Genomic DNA, 14599 nt, shown 5'->3' on the forward strand with positions numbered 1-14599 from the left:
ATGAAAATCGTAAAAGTGAACGAACATATCTCTATAAAGCGTTCGATTGAATCTGGTACCACTGAACAGTTAGCCGTGGTTAAAAATATTATTTCGGACATTCGCTCCTCAGGTGACAACGCCTTACGTGATTACACTGAAAAATTTGACCGTGTAAAGTTAGATTCGTTTTTGGTTACCGAAAATGAAATAAATGAAGCTTATGGGAAAGTTGACTCTGAGTTTATCTCTATTGTTCGAGAAGCAGCTGACAATATTAGGAGCTTCCATGAAAAACAATTGCGGCCTTCATGGATGACGACCGAGGAAAATGGCACTATTCTCGGTCAAAAAATAACACCGCTTGATTCCGTAGGTGTATATGTCCCCGGAGGAACAGCGGCCTATCCCTCCTCGGTACTTATGAATGTTATTCCTGCAAAAGTGGCGGGCGTTGAACGAATTGTGATGGTATCACCACCAGACAGCGAGGGAATACTTCCTGCTGCTGTACTTGTTGCAGCGAAAGAAGCGGGAGTGGAAGAAATCTATAAGGTTGGCGGGGCTCAGGCCATTGGTGCTTTAGCATACGGAACAGAATCGATTTGCTCTGTTGATAAAATTACGGGCCCCGGAAATATTTATGTAGCCTTAGCAAAGCGAGAGGTTTTCGGTGATGTGGATATCGATATGATTGCCGGTCCAAGTGAAATAGCAATCATTGCCGATGATTCTGCTCGTGCCGATGAGGTCGCTGCTGACTTGTTATCACAAGCAGAACACGACGCGCGTGCTTGCAGTGTGCTCGTTACCCCTTCAATGAAATTAGCAGAAGAGGTAGCTGTCGAAGTCGAAAAGCAACTGGCTCTATTGCCGCGAAAGGATATTGCCTCTCGGTCGATTGAGGATTTCGGCGTTATCTACGTGACTTCTTCTCTAGAAGAAGCGGTAGAAACGGTTAATCAGCTGGCACCAGAGCACCTTGAAATCCTGACTGAGAATGGTATCGAACTGCTCGGGAAAATCCGGCATGCCGGTGCTATTTTTATCGGACGTTATAGTTCTGAGCCAGTTGGCGATTATTTTGCTGGACCGAATCATGTCTTACCAACCAATGGGACAGCTCGATTTTCGAGTCCGTTGAATGTAGATGATTTTCAAAAGAAATCAAGTGTAATTATATATAGCGAGAAAGCTTTAAAAGAGAATGGAGAAAAAATCGCAAAGTTCGCCCGCATGGAAGGTCTTGAAGCCCATGCGCGTGCGGTAGAGTTAAGGCTTGAAAATCAATAATTTATTGCTAGGGGGCCATTCCATGGAAAGATACGCAAGTATTGAACGAAAAACAAATGAAACTCAAATCAGTTTATCATTAGATATAGATGGCGAAGGAAAGTCTGAACTTGAAACAGGGGTTCCATTCATGAGCCATATGCTCGATTTATTCACGAAACATGGACAATTTAACCTTACCGTGGATGCAAAAGGGGATATTGAGGTAGACGATCATCATACTACGGAGGATATCGGCATTGTTTTAGGACAGGCATTGCGAGAAGCCCTTGGTGATAAAAGAGGGATTAAACGTTATGGAAATGCCTTTGTACCGATGGATGAAGCTTTAGCGCAGGTAGTGGTCGACTTAAGTAATCGCCCGCACCTTGAGATGAGGGCAGATTTCCCGAGCGCTAAGGTGGGCACGTTTGATACGGAGCTCGTTCATGAATTTTTATGGAAGCTTGCTCTCGAGGCGCGCATGAACCTTCATGTTATTGTTCATTACGGACAAAATACGCACCATATGATTGAAGCTGTTTTTAAAGCACTTGGCCGGGCGCTTGACGAAGCGACAACCATTGACCCTCGCATTAAAGGAGTTCCATCAACGAAAGGGATGTTATAGATGATCGGTATTGTTGATTATGGTATGGGCAATCTGTTTAGCGTAAGTAAAGCCCTCGAACGGTTGAATGCAGATTATTTTATATCAGGTGACAAAGAGGAGCTCCTAAGTGCAGACGCCCTTACTGCTTCCGGGTGTAGGCTCTTTTCGGGACGCGATGGAAGTGTTGCAGGTTGATACGATTAAAGAGTTTGCAGCAAGTGGAAAACCACTTCTTGGGATCTGCCTTGGTATGCAGCTATTGTTTGAAGATAGCGATGAAAATGGGTTTACGAAAGGTCTCGGGTTATTACCTGGTCATGTACGACGGTTTTCTGGTACTAATACTGCAGGTGAAACATACAAGGTACCACATATGGGCTGGAATAAACTTGAATTTGTAAATTCTTCTCCATTGTTAAAAGGGCTAGAAGAAGATTATGTTTATTTTGTTCACTCTTATTATGTCAGTGCAGAAAACTCGGAGGTATTACTGGCAAAGGCCAATTATCATGAAGAAGTTTCTGCTGTTGTTGGCAAAGATAATATATTTGGAATGCAATTTCATCCTGAAAAAAGCAGCAAGCTTGGAATGGCATTGCTGAGTAATTTTTTGAAATTAGTTGATGAAAGGAAGGCGTTACGATGACACTGACAATATATCCGGCGATTGATATGCGCGGCGGGAATTGCGTACGCCTCCTGCAAGGTGATTATGATAAGGAAACCATTTATGGCGATTCACCTTTTGACATGGCTCGAGTGTTTGCAGCGGATGGGGCAGAATGGATACATATGGTCGACCTTGACGGTGCAAAGGATGGGCATCGGGTTAATGACCGTTTTGTTATTGAAGCAGCAAAGCAGCTTAAGGTGAAGGTCCAAATTGGCGGGGGCATTCGTTCTGAGGCCGACATCCTGCATTATTTAGAAAATGGAATTACTCGCGTTATTATTGGAAGTATCGCAGTTTCCAATCCAGAGTTTGCGATTGAAATGATTCAGAAATATGGGAAGCGAATTGTTGTCGGAATTGACGCGAAAAATGGCTATGTGGCTACTCATGGCTGGCTAAATACTTCGGAAGTTAAGGCCGTTGAACTAAGCAAACGCTTTGCTGATGCAGGTGCTGAGACGTTTATTTTTACTGATATTGCTACAGATGGTACCCTATCAGGGCCTAATATTGCTGCTGTATGTGAAATGGCTGAGGTGACTGGGAAAACTGTCATCGCCTCTGGCGGTGTAAGCAGTTTAGCAGATTTGCGTGCTTTGAATGCAGAAGGAGTCCAAGGAGCGATTGTCGGAAAGGCTCTTTATGAGAACCGTTTTACATTGAAGGAAGCGCTGGATGAGGTGAGAAAATGACACTGACAAAACGAATCATCCCTTGCCTTGATGTAAAAGAAGGAAGAGTTGTGAAAGGTATTCAGTTTGTTCAGCTTCGGGATGCTGGAGACCCTGTTGAATTGGCACGGTTTTATGATGAGCAAGGAGCGGATGAGCTCGTTTTCCTTGATATCTCTGCCTCTGTTGAAGGACGAAAAACCATGGTTGAAGTGGTTAAGTCAGTTGCTTCAGAACTTGCCATTCCTTTTACTGTGGGCGGCGGGATAAACTCCTTGGAGGATATGAAACGAATTCTCCGTGCTGGTGCTGACAAAGTGTCGTTGAATACAGCAGCGGTAATGAATCCTGAACTCATTTCTGAGGGAGCAGGCTATTTTGGTACCCAATGCATTGTCGTTGCAATTGACGCGAAGTATGATGAAGAGCTTGGAACTTGGCGTGTTTATACTCATGGCGGCAGGACACCGACCGAACGTAAGGTGATTGAGTGGGCAAAGGAAGCAGCACGACTAGGTGCTGGTGAAATACTGCTGACAAGTATGGATAGCGACGGCGAGAAAAATGGCTTTGACCTCAATCTTACTGCAGCCGTAAGTGAAGCCGTGACGATTCCAGTGATTGCTTCAGGCGGAGCTGGAAACGCTGGTCATTTTGAGGAAGCATTTGTAAGTGGAAAAGCCGACGCGGCGCTCGCAGCTTCTATCTTTCACTATAAAGAAACTTCAGTCCATGAAGTAAAAAGTTATTTGCTAGAGAGAGGAGTGACGGTGCGATGAACATTCGTTTTAATGAAAAAGGGCTTGTACCTGCAATCGTCCAGGATGTAGAAACAAAAGAGGTATTAACATTAGCGTATATGAATCAGGAATCTCTGACAAAGACGCTGGAAACCGGTGAAACATGGTTTTACAGCCGCTCTCGTCAGGAACTTTGGCATAAAGGCGCGACTAGCGGAAACACTCAGTCTGTAGTCAGCGTTAAATATGACTGTGACCAGGATGCAGTCCTTGTACTAGTTGAGCCGAAGGGGCCTGCATGCCATACAGGAGCAGTTAGCTGCTTCACAGAGGGCGTTGTAACTGAGAGGACTGCCACAAGCCTTGCAGACTATCAGATCCTGCAATCATTAGAGAAGTTGATTATCGAACGGGAAAAAGAACGCCCAGAAGGAGCCTATACTACCTATCTATTTGAAAAAGGCGTCGATAAAATCTTGAAAAAAGTCGGAGAAGAGGCCTCAGAAGTCATCATCGCTGCCAAAAACCGCGACAAAGAAGAACTCAAATGGGAAGCCGCCGACCTCCTCTACCACCTGCAAGTATTATTAGTCGAACAAGGACTTCCATTTAAAGAAGTATTGAAAACGTTGGAAGAAAGACATAAAAGATAATTTGGTGCGGTGACAGGCACCAAATATGCAAAAACACGCTGTTATGCAGCGTGTTTTTGCATATTTGGAATTTCCCAATTTTAGCAAAGCTCTTCTATCCCTTCTCGTCTGGGCTTTGGTTGTGGTATACTACATAAGTTAGTTTATTGTGTATAGATGGAGGTCTCCATGGTTAAAGACTCGAAAGCAAGAATTCAAAAGGGAAAGATTCTGTCATTTGTTCCGACTGGGGAATATTATTTCACGAAGGGTATTAAGGCATACCATCGCCGTGATTTTAAAAAAGCTAAAAAATATCTTCAACGGGCGATGCAGCTGGAGCCGGGTGAACCGATGATAACCTGTCAGCTTGCCATAGTTTCAACAGAGCTGGGTGAGTTCGAAAATTCTAATCGACTCTTGCATTTAATCCTTGAAGATCTTGATGAAGATATGGCAGAATGTCACTATTTTTTAGCAAATAATTACGCCCATATGGGTTTCTTTAAAGATGCGTATCATCATGCAAATATGTATTTGGAATTGGACCCGAACGGGGATTTTAATGAAGATACACACGACCTCCTAGAGCTTCTTTCGTTTGAGGCGGAGGGCTTAGAAGATGAGCTTTATGAACAGGACGATCTTATCATAAAGCAGGAACAGGCTCGTGACTTATTGGAATCAGGGTATTTTCCGAAAGCCATTGAACTGTTGAATGACGTTGTGGAGGCATATCCGGAGTACTGGTCTGCCTATAATAACTTAGCGCTCGCTTATTTTTATTTAGGTAAAACAAAAAAAGCAGAATCGATTCTTGATGATGTGTTAGAAAGAAATCCTGGAAATCTGCACGCATTGTGTAATCGACTTGTGTTCGCCCATTACCAAGGTAAGACAAAAGCCGTGGGACGTTTACTTGATTCGTTAAAGAAGATTCAGCCTATGCTCATTGATCATCAATTTAAGCTAGGCGCAACCTTTGCGTTAATTGGTGAATATGAGTCTGCATACTTTTGGCTGAAAAAGCTGTATAAAAACGGTTTTCAGGGCGATGGTCCTTTTTATTATTGGCTGTCGTATTCCGCTTATCATACAGGCCATGAGAATTTTGCGAAGAGCATTTGGAAAATTGTCCTTGAGCATACCCCGGATAAAGACGGGTTTGAACCATGGAATGTGGAAAAGCCGATTGTAAATGGGTTTGAAGAACACTCGGGTTCTATTTTTCAAAAACTAGAAAGTGAGTACTTGGAGGAGCGGTTATTTGCTTTATTCCTAGCTACTGTCTCAGGAAAAATAGATGAAATCTCTACTTCCAAACGTTTTTATCAAAATCAAAAGCTTACTGTTTTAGAAAAAAATTATGTTTCTTTAATAAAGTCGGGAACTCCTTCAGCGATTGTTGACGCACAGGAAATTGCCGAGGTCCTTTATGAAAAACATCAGCCCATCGGAACGGTTGAATCAGGTTTATATTTAATGTGGTTTTCCGTGTTTGTTGAATTGTCTAAGTCTGAGATTAACTTGAATAATAAACGGGCTTGGGCAGGTGCAATGGAATATGTCTGGTATAAGGCAAGCAATGAAAAGGTATCGCAGCAAGAAATTGCCAAACGCTACGATATCTCGCCGGCAACCATTGGCAAATATGTAAAGTTAGTGACTCAACACCTAAATTAATGTCTAGCTGCGGCGCCTCCGCTTTTTATTGAGCAGATTTTTGGACTATATAGCAATTGTTTAATACGATTAAGTAGGTAATACTAAACTTAATCGTATTTTTTTTTATATAAGGAGTGAACCCCAAATGTCTGAGGAAAAAATTTATGATGTGATTATCGCTGGTGCTGGTCCTGCTGGGATGACAGCTGCTGTTTATACATCTCGTGCAAACCTTTCTACATTGATGATTGAACGTGGTATGCCGGGTGGTCAAATGGCAAACACGGAGGATGTTGAAAACTATCCTGGCTTTGAAAGTATTCTTGGCCCAGATTTATCCACAAAAATGTTTGAACACGCGAAAAAATTTGGTGCTGAATATGCTTATGGCGATATTAAAGAGATTATCGATAATGGTGACATTAAAACAGTTGTCGCAGGTTCAAAGCAGTATAAAGCTTATTCTGTCATTATTTCTGCAGGTGCGGAATATAAAAAAGTAGGCGTTCCAGGTGAGAAGGAACTTAGCGGCCGCGGTGTTTCCTACTGTGCTGTTTGTGATGGAGCATTTTTTAAGCAAAAAGAATTGTTTGTCATCGGCGGCGGGGACTCAGCTGTTGAAGAAGGAGTATATTTAACTCGTTTCGCTTCTAAGGTAACGATTGTACATCGCCGTGATGAGCTTCGTGCGCAGAAAATCCTTCAAGACCGTGCATTTGCCAATGAAAAAGTTGATTTCATTTGGAATCACACGATTAAATCGATTAATGATAAAGAAGGAAAAGTGGGAAGCGTTACACTTGTTTCTACCCAGACTGGAGAGGAACAGGAGCTGCCTGCAGACGGAGTGTTCATTTATATCGGTATGATTCCACTGTCTAAACCATTTACAAATCTGGGAATTACTAATGAAAATGGCTATATTGAAACAAACGAGCGAATGGAAACAAAAGTACCAGGAATTTTTGCAGCAGGAGACATTCGCGAGAAAACATTAAGACAAATTGTTACGGCAACTGGTGACGGCAGTATCGCTGCACAAAGTGCCCAGCACTATGTAGAGGAACTGAAAGAAGAATTGAAAATTAAGAAGTAAATTTACAATTTCTTCATAAACGTAATCCGGTTTTAATTCTCTTGTAACAGTGGTGAAATATTAATAAGGTATTATGATAATAAGAATTGACCCCCTTTAAAATATTCACTTGGTGCACAGGCTGAAAATGCCTGTGCTATTTTTTTACATATTTTTAACAGAATAAAGAAAACCGATTTCATTGTGACCGCTTACCAAAAGGAGTATAATAAAAAGAATAAATATACTACTGTGAGCTTGTTATATAGATGAGAAAAAAATATTTAAACTTTGAGAATTGTCTAGCTCTAGCCACTAGGGGCTTTCGCTTTTCTTGTTAGAGGTGTTTGTAGTGCAGCGAGTCACCAATTGCGTATTAATTAGAGATAATCAAGTATTAATGTTAAAAAAACCGCGCCGCGGCTGGTGGGTAGCACCGGGAGGAAAAATGGAGCCCGGTGAGTCAGTAAGAGATTCCTGTATCCGTGAGTACCGGGAGGAAACCGGAATCTACTTGAAAAACCCGCAGTTGAAGGGTATTTTTACGTTTATTATGAAAGAAAATGATCAAGTATTATCGGAATGGATGATGTTTTCCTTTTTTGCAACTGATTCTGATGGACTGGGTTTCGATGAATCAGATGAAGGTAAGCTTGAGTGGCAGGGCCTTGATCAACTAAAAAACCTGCCAATGGCGGCGGGAGACTATCATATTATCGATTACATGATTCATGGAAATGGGATTATTTACGGTACTTTTACTTACACCAAGGATTTCCAGCTAATCAGTTATCGATTAGATCCAAGTTAATTTGAGGGGGAAAAATAGATGAGTACCGGATCAACAAATGAAACACAAATGGTCATCATTACGGGGATGTCTGGAGCTGGAAAAACGGTTGCGATCCAAAGTTTAGAGGACTTAGGTTTTTTCTGTGTGGATAATCTGCCGCCCACTCTGCTGCCAAAATTTCTTGAACTTATGAAGGAATCTGGGAATAAAATGAATAAAGTGGCATTGGTTATGGACCTTAGGGGAAGAGAGTTCTTTGATCATTTGTTTAAAGCGCTTGATGACCTTGCAGAAACCTCATGGGTAAGCCCGCAAATTTTATTCTTAGACGCGGACGATGCTACTTTAGTGCGAAGATATAAAGAAACAAGAAGATTTCACCCACTGGCACAATCAGGTTTGCCATTAGAAGGAATCAAATTAGAGCGAGAGCTTCTTGATGAATTAAAGGGCAGAGCCCAGCTTATTTACAACACTTCACAAATGAAGCCGCGCGAATTACGCGAAAAGATTATAACCGAATTCACTACGAATAAAAAATCAATTTTTACCGTCAATGTCATGTCATTTGGATTTAAGTATGGAATTCCAATCGATGCTGACCTCGTGTTTGACGTACGTTTCCTGCCAAATCCTCATTATATTGATCACATGAGGCCTAAGACAGGACTAGATGAAGAGGTTTCAAGCTATGTTTTAAAATGGAATGAAACGCATAAATTCATAGAGAAGGTTACAGATTTGCTAAGCTTTATGCTTCCACATTATAAGCGGGAAGGAAAAGCACAGCTCGTAATTGCAATAGGATGTACTGGAGGGCAGCACCGCTCCGTAACTCTCGCAGAATATCTTGCTAAATACTTTGAAAATGATTACAAGACATTTGTTTCACACCGTGACATTGAGAGGAGAAAGGATCAGACAACATGAGGGAGTTAGGACAGCCAAGAATCGTCATCATTGGCGGAGGAACAGGATTGCCAGTTTTATTGCGAGGATTAAAACAGTATCCAGTTGATATTACCGCCATTGTGACGGTTGCTGATGATGGCGGCAGTTCAGGAAGGCTCCGTGACGACCTGCAAATTCCACCGCCCGGGGATATCCGAAATGTGTTAGCTGCATTATCGGATGTTGAACCACTGGTGGAAGAGATGTTTCAACATCGTTTTAAGACCTCCAATGAACTATCGGGTCATTCGCTCGGTAATTTAATTTTGGCGGCGATGACATCGATTACCGGGAACTTTGTTCACGCGATTCAAGAAATGAGTAAGGTATTAAATGTTCGCGGTAAAGTTCTGCCTGCAGCCAACCAAAGTGTTGTGCTTCATGCGGAAATGGAGGATGGGACTGTAGTCTCCGGTGAATCAAAAATTCCTTACTCAGGTAAAAAAATAAAAAAAGTTTTCCTAACACCAGAAATTATCACTCCTTTGCCAGAATCGATACAAGCCATTAGACAAGCGGATTTAATTATTATAGGACCTGGAAGTTTATATACGAGTATCCTTCCTAATCTGCTTGTACCTCGATTAGGTGAAGAAGTTTGCCGCTCCCGCGCAAAAAAGGTATATATATGCAATTTAATGACACAAGCGGGTGAAACGCACGGATACACGGCAAGTGACCATGTAAAAGCTATATATGATCATATGTCCTGTGCATTTATGGATACGATTCTAGTGAACGATAAAGAAATTCCTGAAGACATCCAGCTCCGCTACAATGAAGAGCTTGCTGACCCTGTCGATTATGATTTAGAGCGCATATTTGAACTTGGACTTGAAGTGGTGCATGCGGACATTGCCATCCAGGAAAACGGAGCACTACGGCATGACCCAAAGAAAGTGGCAAAAATTTTATATAATTTACTTTTAAGTGAAACCAAACAGCGTTATGAAGCGTAAATACTAATGCCCGTGCAAAAGGGGCAAAGGGGGTGAAGGGATGTCTTTCGCTTCGGAAACGAAAAAAGAATTAACGAATTTAGAAATAAAGCCATGTTGCACGCAAGCGGAACTTTCTGCTCTCATCCGAATGAATGGTTCTATGTCTTTTTCCAACCGTAAGTTAATTGTTGATATTCAGACTGAAAATGCAGCCATTGCAAGAAGAATTTATACGTTAATCAAAAAGAGCTATGATGTTCCAGTAGAGCTGCTTGTTCGGAAAAAAATGAGATTAAAAAAGAACAATGTTTACATTGTCCGTTTGTCGCAACGAGCTAAGGAAATACTAGAGGATATGAAAATCCTTGGTGAAGGATTTACCTTCATCCATGACATAGCCAGTGATCTTGTGAAAAAGAAATGTTGTAAACGTTCTTATCTACGTGGGGCGTTTCTAGCTGGAGGATCCGTAAATAATCCGGAAACTTCATCGTATCATTTGGAAATTGCTTCACTCTACAAGGAACATAACGATTCCTTGTGTGAATTAATGAATAAATTTGGCCTTAATAGCAAGACACTCGAGCGAAAAAAAGGCTATATTACTTACTTAAAGGAAGCAGAAAAAATTACCGAGTATTTGAATATTATTGGTGCAGTCAATGCTCTTCTCCGCTTTGAAGATGTGCGGATTGTTAGAGATATGCGCAATTCGGTTAATCGTCTGGTAAATTGTGAAACAGCGAACTTAAATAAGACAATTGGCGCTTCTATCCGACAGGTCGAAAATATTCGCTATATTAACGAAACGGTTGGATTGCATATTTTGCCGGAAAAGTTAAGAGAAATTGCGGAACTCCGACTCCACTATACGGATGTAACCCTAAAAGAACTAGGGGAGATGGTTTCCGGAGGTACAATTAGTAAGTCGGGAATTAATCATCGGTTAAGAAAAATAGATGAAATCGCAGAAAAATTACGTATTGGTGACTTAGCTCCAAGAAAATAGAGGAAAACATAAGGAGGATTTTGTAATGGTAGAGAAACAAGTGGAAGTTAAATTGAAAACGGGTCTTCAAGCACGGCCGGCAGCATTATTTGTTCAGGAAGCGAACCGTTTTTCAGCGGATATCTTTTTAGAGAAAGATGGTAAAAAAGTAAATGCAAAGAGCATTATGGGGCTTATGAGCTTAGCTGTTGGTTCAGGCGTTTTAGTTAATATTGTTGCTGACGGCGATGATGAAGAAAAAGCAATTGACGCACTATCTAATTTTGTTCAAAACGAACATTAAAATAAAAAGAGTTTGACCTTATAATGGGTCAAACTCTTTTTGTATATTACTTCTCTTTCTTATCTTCTTTAAGGCTTCTAGTGATAATATGGTCTACGAGACCGTATTCTTTTGCTCTTTCCGCTGTCATGAAGTTATCGCGGTCAGTGTCCTTTTGGATGACTTCCAGTGGCTGGCCAGTGCGCTCTGCTAAGATTCCATTCAATTTTTCACGTAGGAATAAAATACGCTTAGCTGCAATCTCAATCTCAGTAGCCTGACCTTGTGCACCGCCGAGTGGCTGATGGATCATTACTTCTGCATTTGGTAACGCGTAACGCTTGCCTTTTGTTCCTGCTGCAAGTAAGAAAGCACCCATTGAAGCGGCCATACCGATACAAATTGTTTGAACATCCGGCTTAATGAACTGCATGGTGTCATAAATCGCCATACCAGCTGTAATACTGCCGCCAGGGCTGTTAATATAAATGGATATATCCTTTTCAGGGTTTTCTGCTTCTAGAAATAGTAATTGAGCTACAATGCTATTAGCTACATGATCGTCAATACCACTGCCAAGCATGATAATACGGTCTTTTAGAAGACGAGAATAGATGTCGTATGCTCTTTCTCCGCGGTTTGTTTGTTCAATTACTGTAGGAATCAAATTCATTTTTCTTCCTCCTTTAAGTATGAAAGATTTTAATATGTATAGTTAATGATACACTGATGGTCAATTAAGGTCAAACAATTCGCTTAATATTTGTTCGACAACTTTCCCTATACAAGCATACCCGCTGAGAAGTTTTTTAAACCTATCTAACTTGCAAAGTTTCACAAAATAGCATATAATATTAAAGTCGCATATATGCGCTCGTGGTGCAACGGATAGCACGTAAGATTCCGGTTCTTAAAATGGGGGTTCGATTCCCTCCGAGCGCGTCATAATTAAAAGCAGCCCCTACGCTTTAAAAGCGTGGGGGTTCTTTTATTGTTGAGGCATTTGCCTTGAACCATGAATAAAACACCTGCCCTCAGGGAATCTTTCGTATAGGACTGGTAAAGGAGGCTTTTATAATGGTTAAGCATAGCATAAGGTTATCTAGTGCGGAGATTGGCGGCTTATGGGCAAACTATATCCTAGAGAGTATGACTATTTGTTTGTTAAAATACTTTCTTTATCACAATCAGGATGAAGAAATAAAACCTCTTCTGGAAAAAGCGCTTAAGAATGCTGAAGGCCATATTCAAAAAATATCCGCTATTTCATTTACCTCCTTGAATGCCATCGATATAACGTTGATTGGGCATGCGATGTCCGTGTCAATGCGATCAGACTTGGTGGCCCATTATCAAAAATACATATCAGAAATTATGGTATATGCAGGAAAAGGGTTTAATTTATTGGTTGATCGTGGCTGGAGCCAGCAGCCTCCAATGGCACCCAATCGAAAAGAACTTGAGAATATGAAATAAGAATCAAAAAGGCTTGTCAACGTGACAGCCTTTTTCGATTTTAGTCACTTAATTATTGTAATATTCCTCTAAAGTCAATTTACCTAGATTTTTTCCATTCACCAAAACTCTTTTATCCTGTAAAATAGGGAAAGGGGGGTTAGGAAATGGACTTAAAAGCAGGTTTATGGCAACAACAATCATTGAAACTGGCAATGACGCAGGAATTGACCCAAGCCATTGCGCTTTTACAATATTCAGCACAAGAGCTTTCCGCTTTCTTAGAAAACAAAGCAATTGAAAATCCCCTGCTCCAGGTTGAGAATAACAATATTCAGCCTATTAATCCATTAATAGACCGCAATCGGCGGAAACATGCGAAAAATACGGAAAATGATTGGATTGAGCAAATTGCAGCAAAGTCATCTTCTATTGAAGACCAGCTGCTAAATCAACTTAATCTTCGTAAATTTTCTAGTATACAATTGAAAATAATTAAGCACTTAATTCAAAACCTTGATGTAAACGGATACTTAACCTCTACTCAAGAGGAAATCTCAGATCAATTAGGTGTCCACGTAGAACTGGTAGAAGAGAGTATTATTGTGATTCAAACCTTGGAACCCGCTGGGATTGGGGCTAGGAATCTTCAAGAATGTTTATTAATTCAGCTTGAACGGGAGAACCTAAAGGATGATTTGGCGCTAACCATTCTTACTCACTACTTCATTCCATTTGCCGAGAAGAAATGGAAACAGATTGCAAAGGAACTACAGATACCATTACAGAAAATCCAAGAAATATTTGATAGTGTACAGCAGCTAAATCCACGACCAGGCACACTGTTAGAACAGGAAAATGCCTGCTACATTATCCCTGATGCCATTGTAGAACGCTTGGGGGATGGATTTTCCGTCAGGCTTTGTGATGACATTCTTCCCAAAATTAGTTTTAACGATCATTATTATCAAAAACTGACTAACACGAAGGATTTGCAAGTAAGCCGCTTTTTGCAGGAAAAAGTGCAGGATTATCAATGGATCATGAAAAGTATTGAACAGAGGAAGGAAACGTTAACGAGGGTTGTTGGTAAAATCGTAGAAAAGCAAACTCGTTTCTTCGAAAATGGGAAGGAATATTTAGTTCCGATGACCATGAAGGAGGTAGCGGGCGAACTTGAAATCCATGAATCAACGGTTAGCCGTGCAGTGAAAGAAAAATTTGTGCAGACACCGATTGGTACTTTCCCGTTGAAATCATTCTTTACGAGTACCATTCAAACAGTGTCAAATGAAAGCACTTCTTCGAGTCAGGTGAAAAATGCAATCACTTCGATGATCGACAGTGAAGATAAACAATGTCCATTATCAGACCAGGATATTGTTGAGAAACTGAAGACAGATCAGGGAATCGTTGTTTCAAGAAGAACAGTTGCAAAATATCGGGACCAATTGGGGATAGCTTCCTCATCTAAAAGAAAAAGGTTTGATTGAAAGGATACAAACATGGCGAAAACAATAATCACCTTATATACAAGACAACGCTGTTCACTATGTGAAAAAGCAAAACAGGCCATCCTTGAACTTAAGGAAGACTGGATTTTTACATTAGAAGAAATAGATATTGATAAAAGTGATGAATTAACAGAACTTTACGGAATTATGATTCCGGTTGTCCAAATAGAAGGGGAAGAAGTTGCTTTTGGTATTATTAACAAAAACGACATAAGTAAACGTTTGCAAGAAAAATCGGAAAACTTTTAAGTTGAAATAGCTTTTCACTCCTGTTAGAATGTAAATTGTTAGCAGGGGTGATTTTTTTTCGATGGAGTGGGACATAATTTGTCTACGGTGGACATTTTATGGCCA

Annotated in this window: 16 protein-coding genes, 1 tRNA gene and 1 pseudogene; 17 read left to right on the plus strand and 1 reads right to left on the minus strand. The window is 40.8% G+C overall.

Annotation, left to right across the window (positions count from 1 at the left end):
- From hisD to QFZ28_RS06580, 13 genes and pseudogenes are all read left to right on the plus strand, one after another.
- A complete protein-coding gene (gene hisD, locus QFZ28_RS06520; RefSeq protein WP_307193902.1) occupies positions 1-1272 on the plus strand; it encodes a histidinol dehydrogenase in 1272 nt (423 codons plus the stop codon).
- Positions 1273-1294: 22 nt separating this feature from the next.
- Positions 1295-1882, plus strand: coding sequence for an imidazoleglycerol-phosphate dehydratase HisB (gene hisB, locus QFZ28_RS06525; protein ID WP_307193903.1), 588 nt, complete (start codon positions 1295-1297; stop codon positions 1880-1882).
- Positions 1883-2510, plus strand: a pseudogene (gene hisH / locus QFZ28_RS06530) (imidazole glycerol phosphate synthase subunit HisH).
- Positions 2507-3229 carry a 1-(5-phosphoribosyl)-5-[(5-phosphoribosylamino)methylideneamino]imidazole-4-carboxamide isomerase gene (gene hisA / locus QFZ28_RS06535; protein ID WP_307193904.1) on the plus strand — a complete coding sequence of 241 codons (723 nt, stop codon included), beginning with the start codon at positions 2507-2509 and terminating at the stop codon, positions 3227-3229. The pseudogene hisH and the gene hisA overlap by 4 nt, the downstream one beginning before the upstream one ends.
- On the plus strand, positions 3226-3987 hold the full coding sequence (gene hisF, locus QFZ28_RS06540; protein ID WP_307193905.1) for an imidazole glycerol phosphate synthase subunit HisF: 762 nt from the start codon (positions 3226-3228) through the stop codon (positions 3985-3987). Before hisA ends, hisF begins: the two co-directional genes overlap by 4 nt.
- A complete protein-coding gene (hisIE, locus tag QFZ28_RS06545; RefSeq protein WP_307193906.1) occupies positions 3984-4601 on the plus strand; it encodes a bifunctional phosphoribosyl-AMP cyclohydrolase/phosphoribosyl-ATP diphosphatase HisIE in 618 nt (205 codons plus the stop codon). The genes hisF and hisIE overlap by 4 nt, the downstream gene beginning before the upstream one ends.
- Before the next feature lie 168 nt (positions 4602-4769).
- A complete protein-coding gene (locus QFZ28_RS06550) occupies positions 4770-6263 on the plus strand; it encodes a tetratricopeptide repeat protein (RefSeq protein ID WP_307193907.1) in 1494 nt (497 codons plus the stop codon).
- A 127-nt stretch (positions 6264-6390) separates the two neighbouring features.
- Positions 6391-7341: a thioredoxin-disulfide reductase gene (gene trxB, locus QFZ28_RS06555; RefSeq protein ID WP_307193908.1), complete on the plus strand. Its 951-nt coding sequence runs from the start codon at positions 6391-6393 to the stop codon at positions 7339-7341.
- 331 nt (positions 7342-7672) lie between these two features.
- A complete protein-coding gene (locus QFZ28_RS06560; protein ID WP_307193909.1) occupies positions 7673-8131 on the plus strand; it encodes an NUDIX hydrolase in 459 nt (152 codons plus the stop codon).
- A gap of 18 nt (positions 8132-8149) precedes the next feature.
- Positions 8150-9043, plus strand: a complete 894-nt coding sequence (rapZ, locus tag QFZ28_RS06565) for an RNase adapter RapZ (RefSeq protein ID WP_307193910.1) — start codon at positions 8150-8152, stop codon at positions 9041-9043.
- Entirely contained in the window at positions 9040-10023 is a 984-nt protein-coding gene (locus QFZ28_RS06570; RefSeq protein WP_307193911.1) for a gluconeogenesis factor YvcK family protein, read from the plus strand. The genes rapZ and QFZ28_RS06570 overlap by 4 nt, the downstream gene beginning before the upstream one ends.
- A 40-nt stretch (positions 10024-10063) precedes the next feature.
- Complete coding sequence (gene whiA, locus QFZ28_RS06575; protein ID WP_307193912.1) at positions 10064-11014, plus strand: DNA-binding protein WhiA; 951 nt, start codon at positions 10064-10066, stop codon at positions 11012-11014.
- Positions 11015-11039: 25 nt separating this feature from the next.
- Positions 11040-11297 (plus strand): HPr family phosphocarrier protein, encoded by a 258-nt coding sequence (locus QFZ28_RS06580; protein WP_307193913.1) that lies wholly within the window; start codon positions 11040-11042, stop codon positions 11295-11297.
- Positions 11298-11343: 46 nt separating this feature from the next.
- On the opposite strand, the gene clpP is transcribed toward QFZ28_RS06580, so the two are convergent.
- Positions 11344-11949, minus strand: coding sequence for an ATP-dependent Clp endopeptidase proteolytic subunit ClpP (clpP, locus tag QFZ28_RS06585; RefSeq protein ID WP_307193914.1), 606 nt, complete (start codon positions 11947-11949; stop codon positions 11344-11346).
- A gap of 197 nt (positions 11950-12146) precedes the next feature.
- Between clpP and QFZ28_RS06590 the strand changes: the two genes are divergently transcribed.
- The 4 genes from QFZ28_RS06590 to QFZ28_RS06605 all read left to right on the plus strand — a co-directional run bounded on the left by QFZ28_RS06590 (position 12147) and on the right by QFZ28_RS06605 (position 14494).
- Positions 12147-12218, plus strand: a tRNA-Arg gene (locus tag QFZ28_RS06590).
- A gap of 135 nt (positions 12219-12353) precedes the next feature.
- On the plus strand, positions 12354-12752 hold the full coding sequence (locus QFZ28_RS06595) for a DUF3231 family protein (protein ID WP_307193915.1): 399 nt from the start codon (positions 12354-12356) through the stop codon (positions 12750-12752).
- 146 nt (positions 12753-12898) lie between these two features.
- Positions 12899-14224 carry an RNA polymerase factor sigma-54 gene (gene rpoN, locus QFZ28_RS06600; protein ID WP_307193916.1) on the plus strand — a complete coding sequence of 442 codons (1326 nt, stop codon included), beginning with the start codon at positions 12899-12901 and terminating at the stop codon, positions 14222-14224.
- Positions 14225-14236: 12 nt separating this feature from the next.
- Positions 14237-14494 (plus strand): glutaredoxin family protein, encoded by a 258-nt coding sequence (locus tag QFZ28_RS06605; protein ID WP_307193917.1) that lies wholly within the window; start codon positions 14237-14239, stop codon positions 14492-14494.
- Positions 14495-14599: the final 105 nt, after the last annotated feature.

Source organism: Neobacillus niacini (assembly GCF_030817695.1).
In the GTDB taxonomy this organism is placed as follows: domain Bacteria; phylum Bacillota; class Bacilli; order Bacillales; family Cytobacillaceae; genus Neobacillus; species Neobacillus niacini_F.

Bases quoted from the DNA above. Each gene is read 5' to 3' on its own strand.
- QFZ28_RS06580 (WP_307193913.1), top strand. From the start codon at position 11,040: ATGGTAGAGAAACAAGTGGAAGTTAAATTGAAAACGGGTCTTCAAGCA.
- hisF (WP_307193905.1), top strand. From the start codon at position 3,226: ATGACACTGACAAAACGAATCATCCCTTGCCTTGATGTAAAAGAAGGA.
- QFZ28_RS06605 (WP_307193917.1), top strand. From the start codon at position 14,237: ATGGCGAAAACAATAATCACCTTATATACAAGACAACGCTGTTCACTA.
- whiA (WP_307193912.1), top strand. From the start codon at position 10,064: ATGTCTTTCGCTTCGGAAACGAAAAAAGAATTAACGAATTTAGAAATA.
- QFZ28_RS06550 (WP_307193907.1), top strand. From the start codon at position 4,770: ATGGTTAAAGACTCGAAAGCAAGAATTCAAAAGGGAAAGATTCTGTCA.
- hisIE (WP_307193906.1), top strand. From the start codon at position 3,984: ATGAACATTCGTTTTAATGAAAAAGGGCTTGTACCTGCAATCGTCCAG.
- clpP (WP_307193914.1), bottom strand. From the start codon at position 11,949: ATGAATTTGATTCCTACAGTAATTGAACAAACAAACCGCGGAGAAAGA.
- QFZ28_RS06595 (WP_307193915.1), top strand. From the start codon at position 12,354: ATGGTTAAGCATAGCATAAGGTTATCTAGTGCGGAGATTGGCGGCTTA.
- hisD (WP_307193902.1), top strand. From the start codon at position 1: ATGAAAATCGTAAAAGTGAACGAACATATCTCTATAAAGCGTTCGATT.
- hisA (WP_307193904.1), top strand. From the start codon at position 2,507: ATGACACTGACAATATATCCGGCGATTGATATGCGCGGCGGGAATTGC.
- QFZ28_RS06570 (WP_307193911.1), top strand. From the start codon at position 9,040: ATGAGGGAGTTAGGACAGCCAAGAATCGTCATCATTGGCGGAGGAACA.
- trxB (WP_307193908.1), top strand. From the start codon at position 6,391: ATGTCTGAGGAAAAAATTTATGATGTGATTATCGCTGGTGCTGGTCCT.
- rapZ (WP_307193910.1), top strand. From the start codon at position 8,150: ATGAGTACCGGATCAACAAATGAAACACAAATGGTCATCATTACGGGG.
- rpoN (WP_307193916.1), top strand. From the start codon at position 12,899: ATGGACTTAAAAGCAGGTTTATGGCAACAACAATCATTGAAACTGGCA.
- hisB (WP_307193903.1), top strand. From the start codon at position 1,295: ATGGAAAGATACGCAAGTATTGAACGAAAAACAAATGAAACTCAAATC.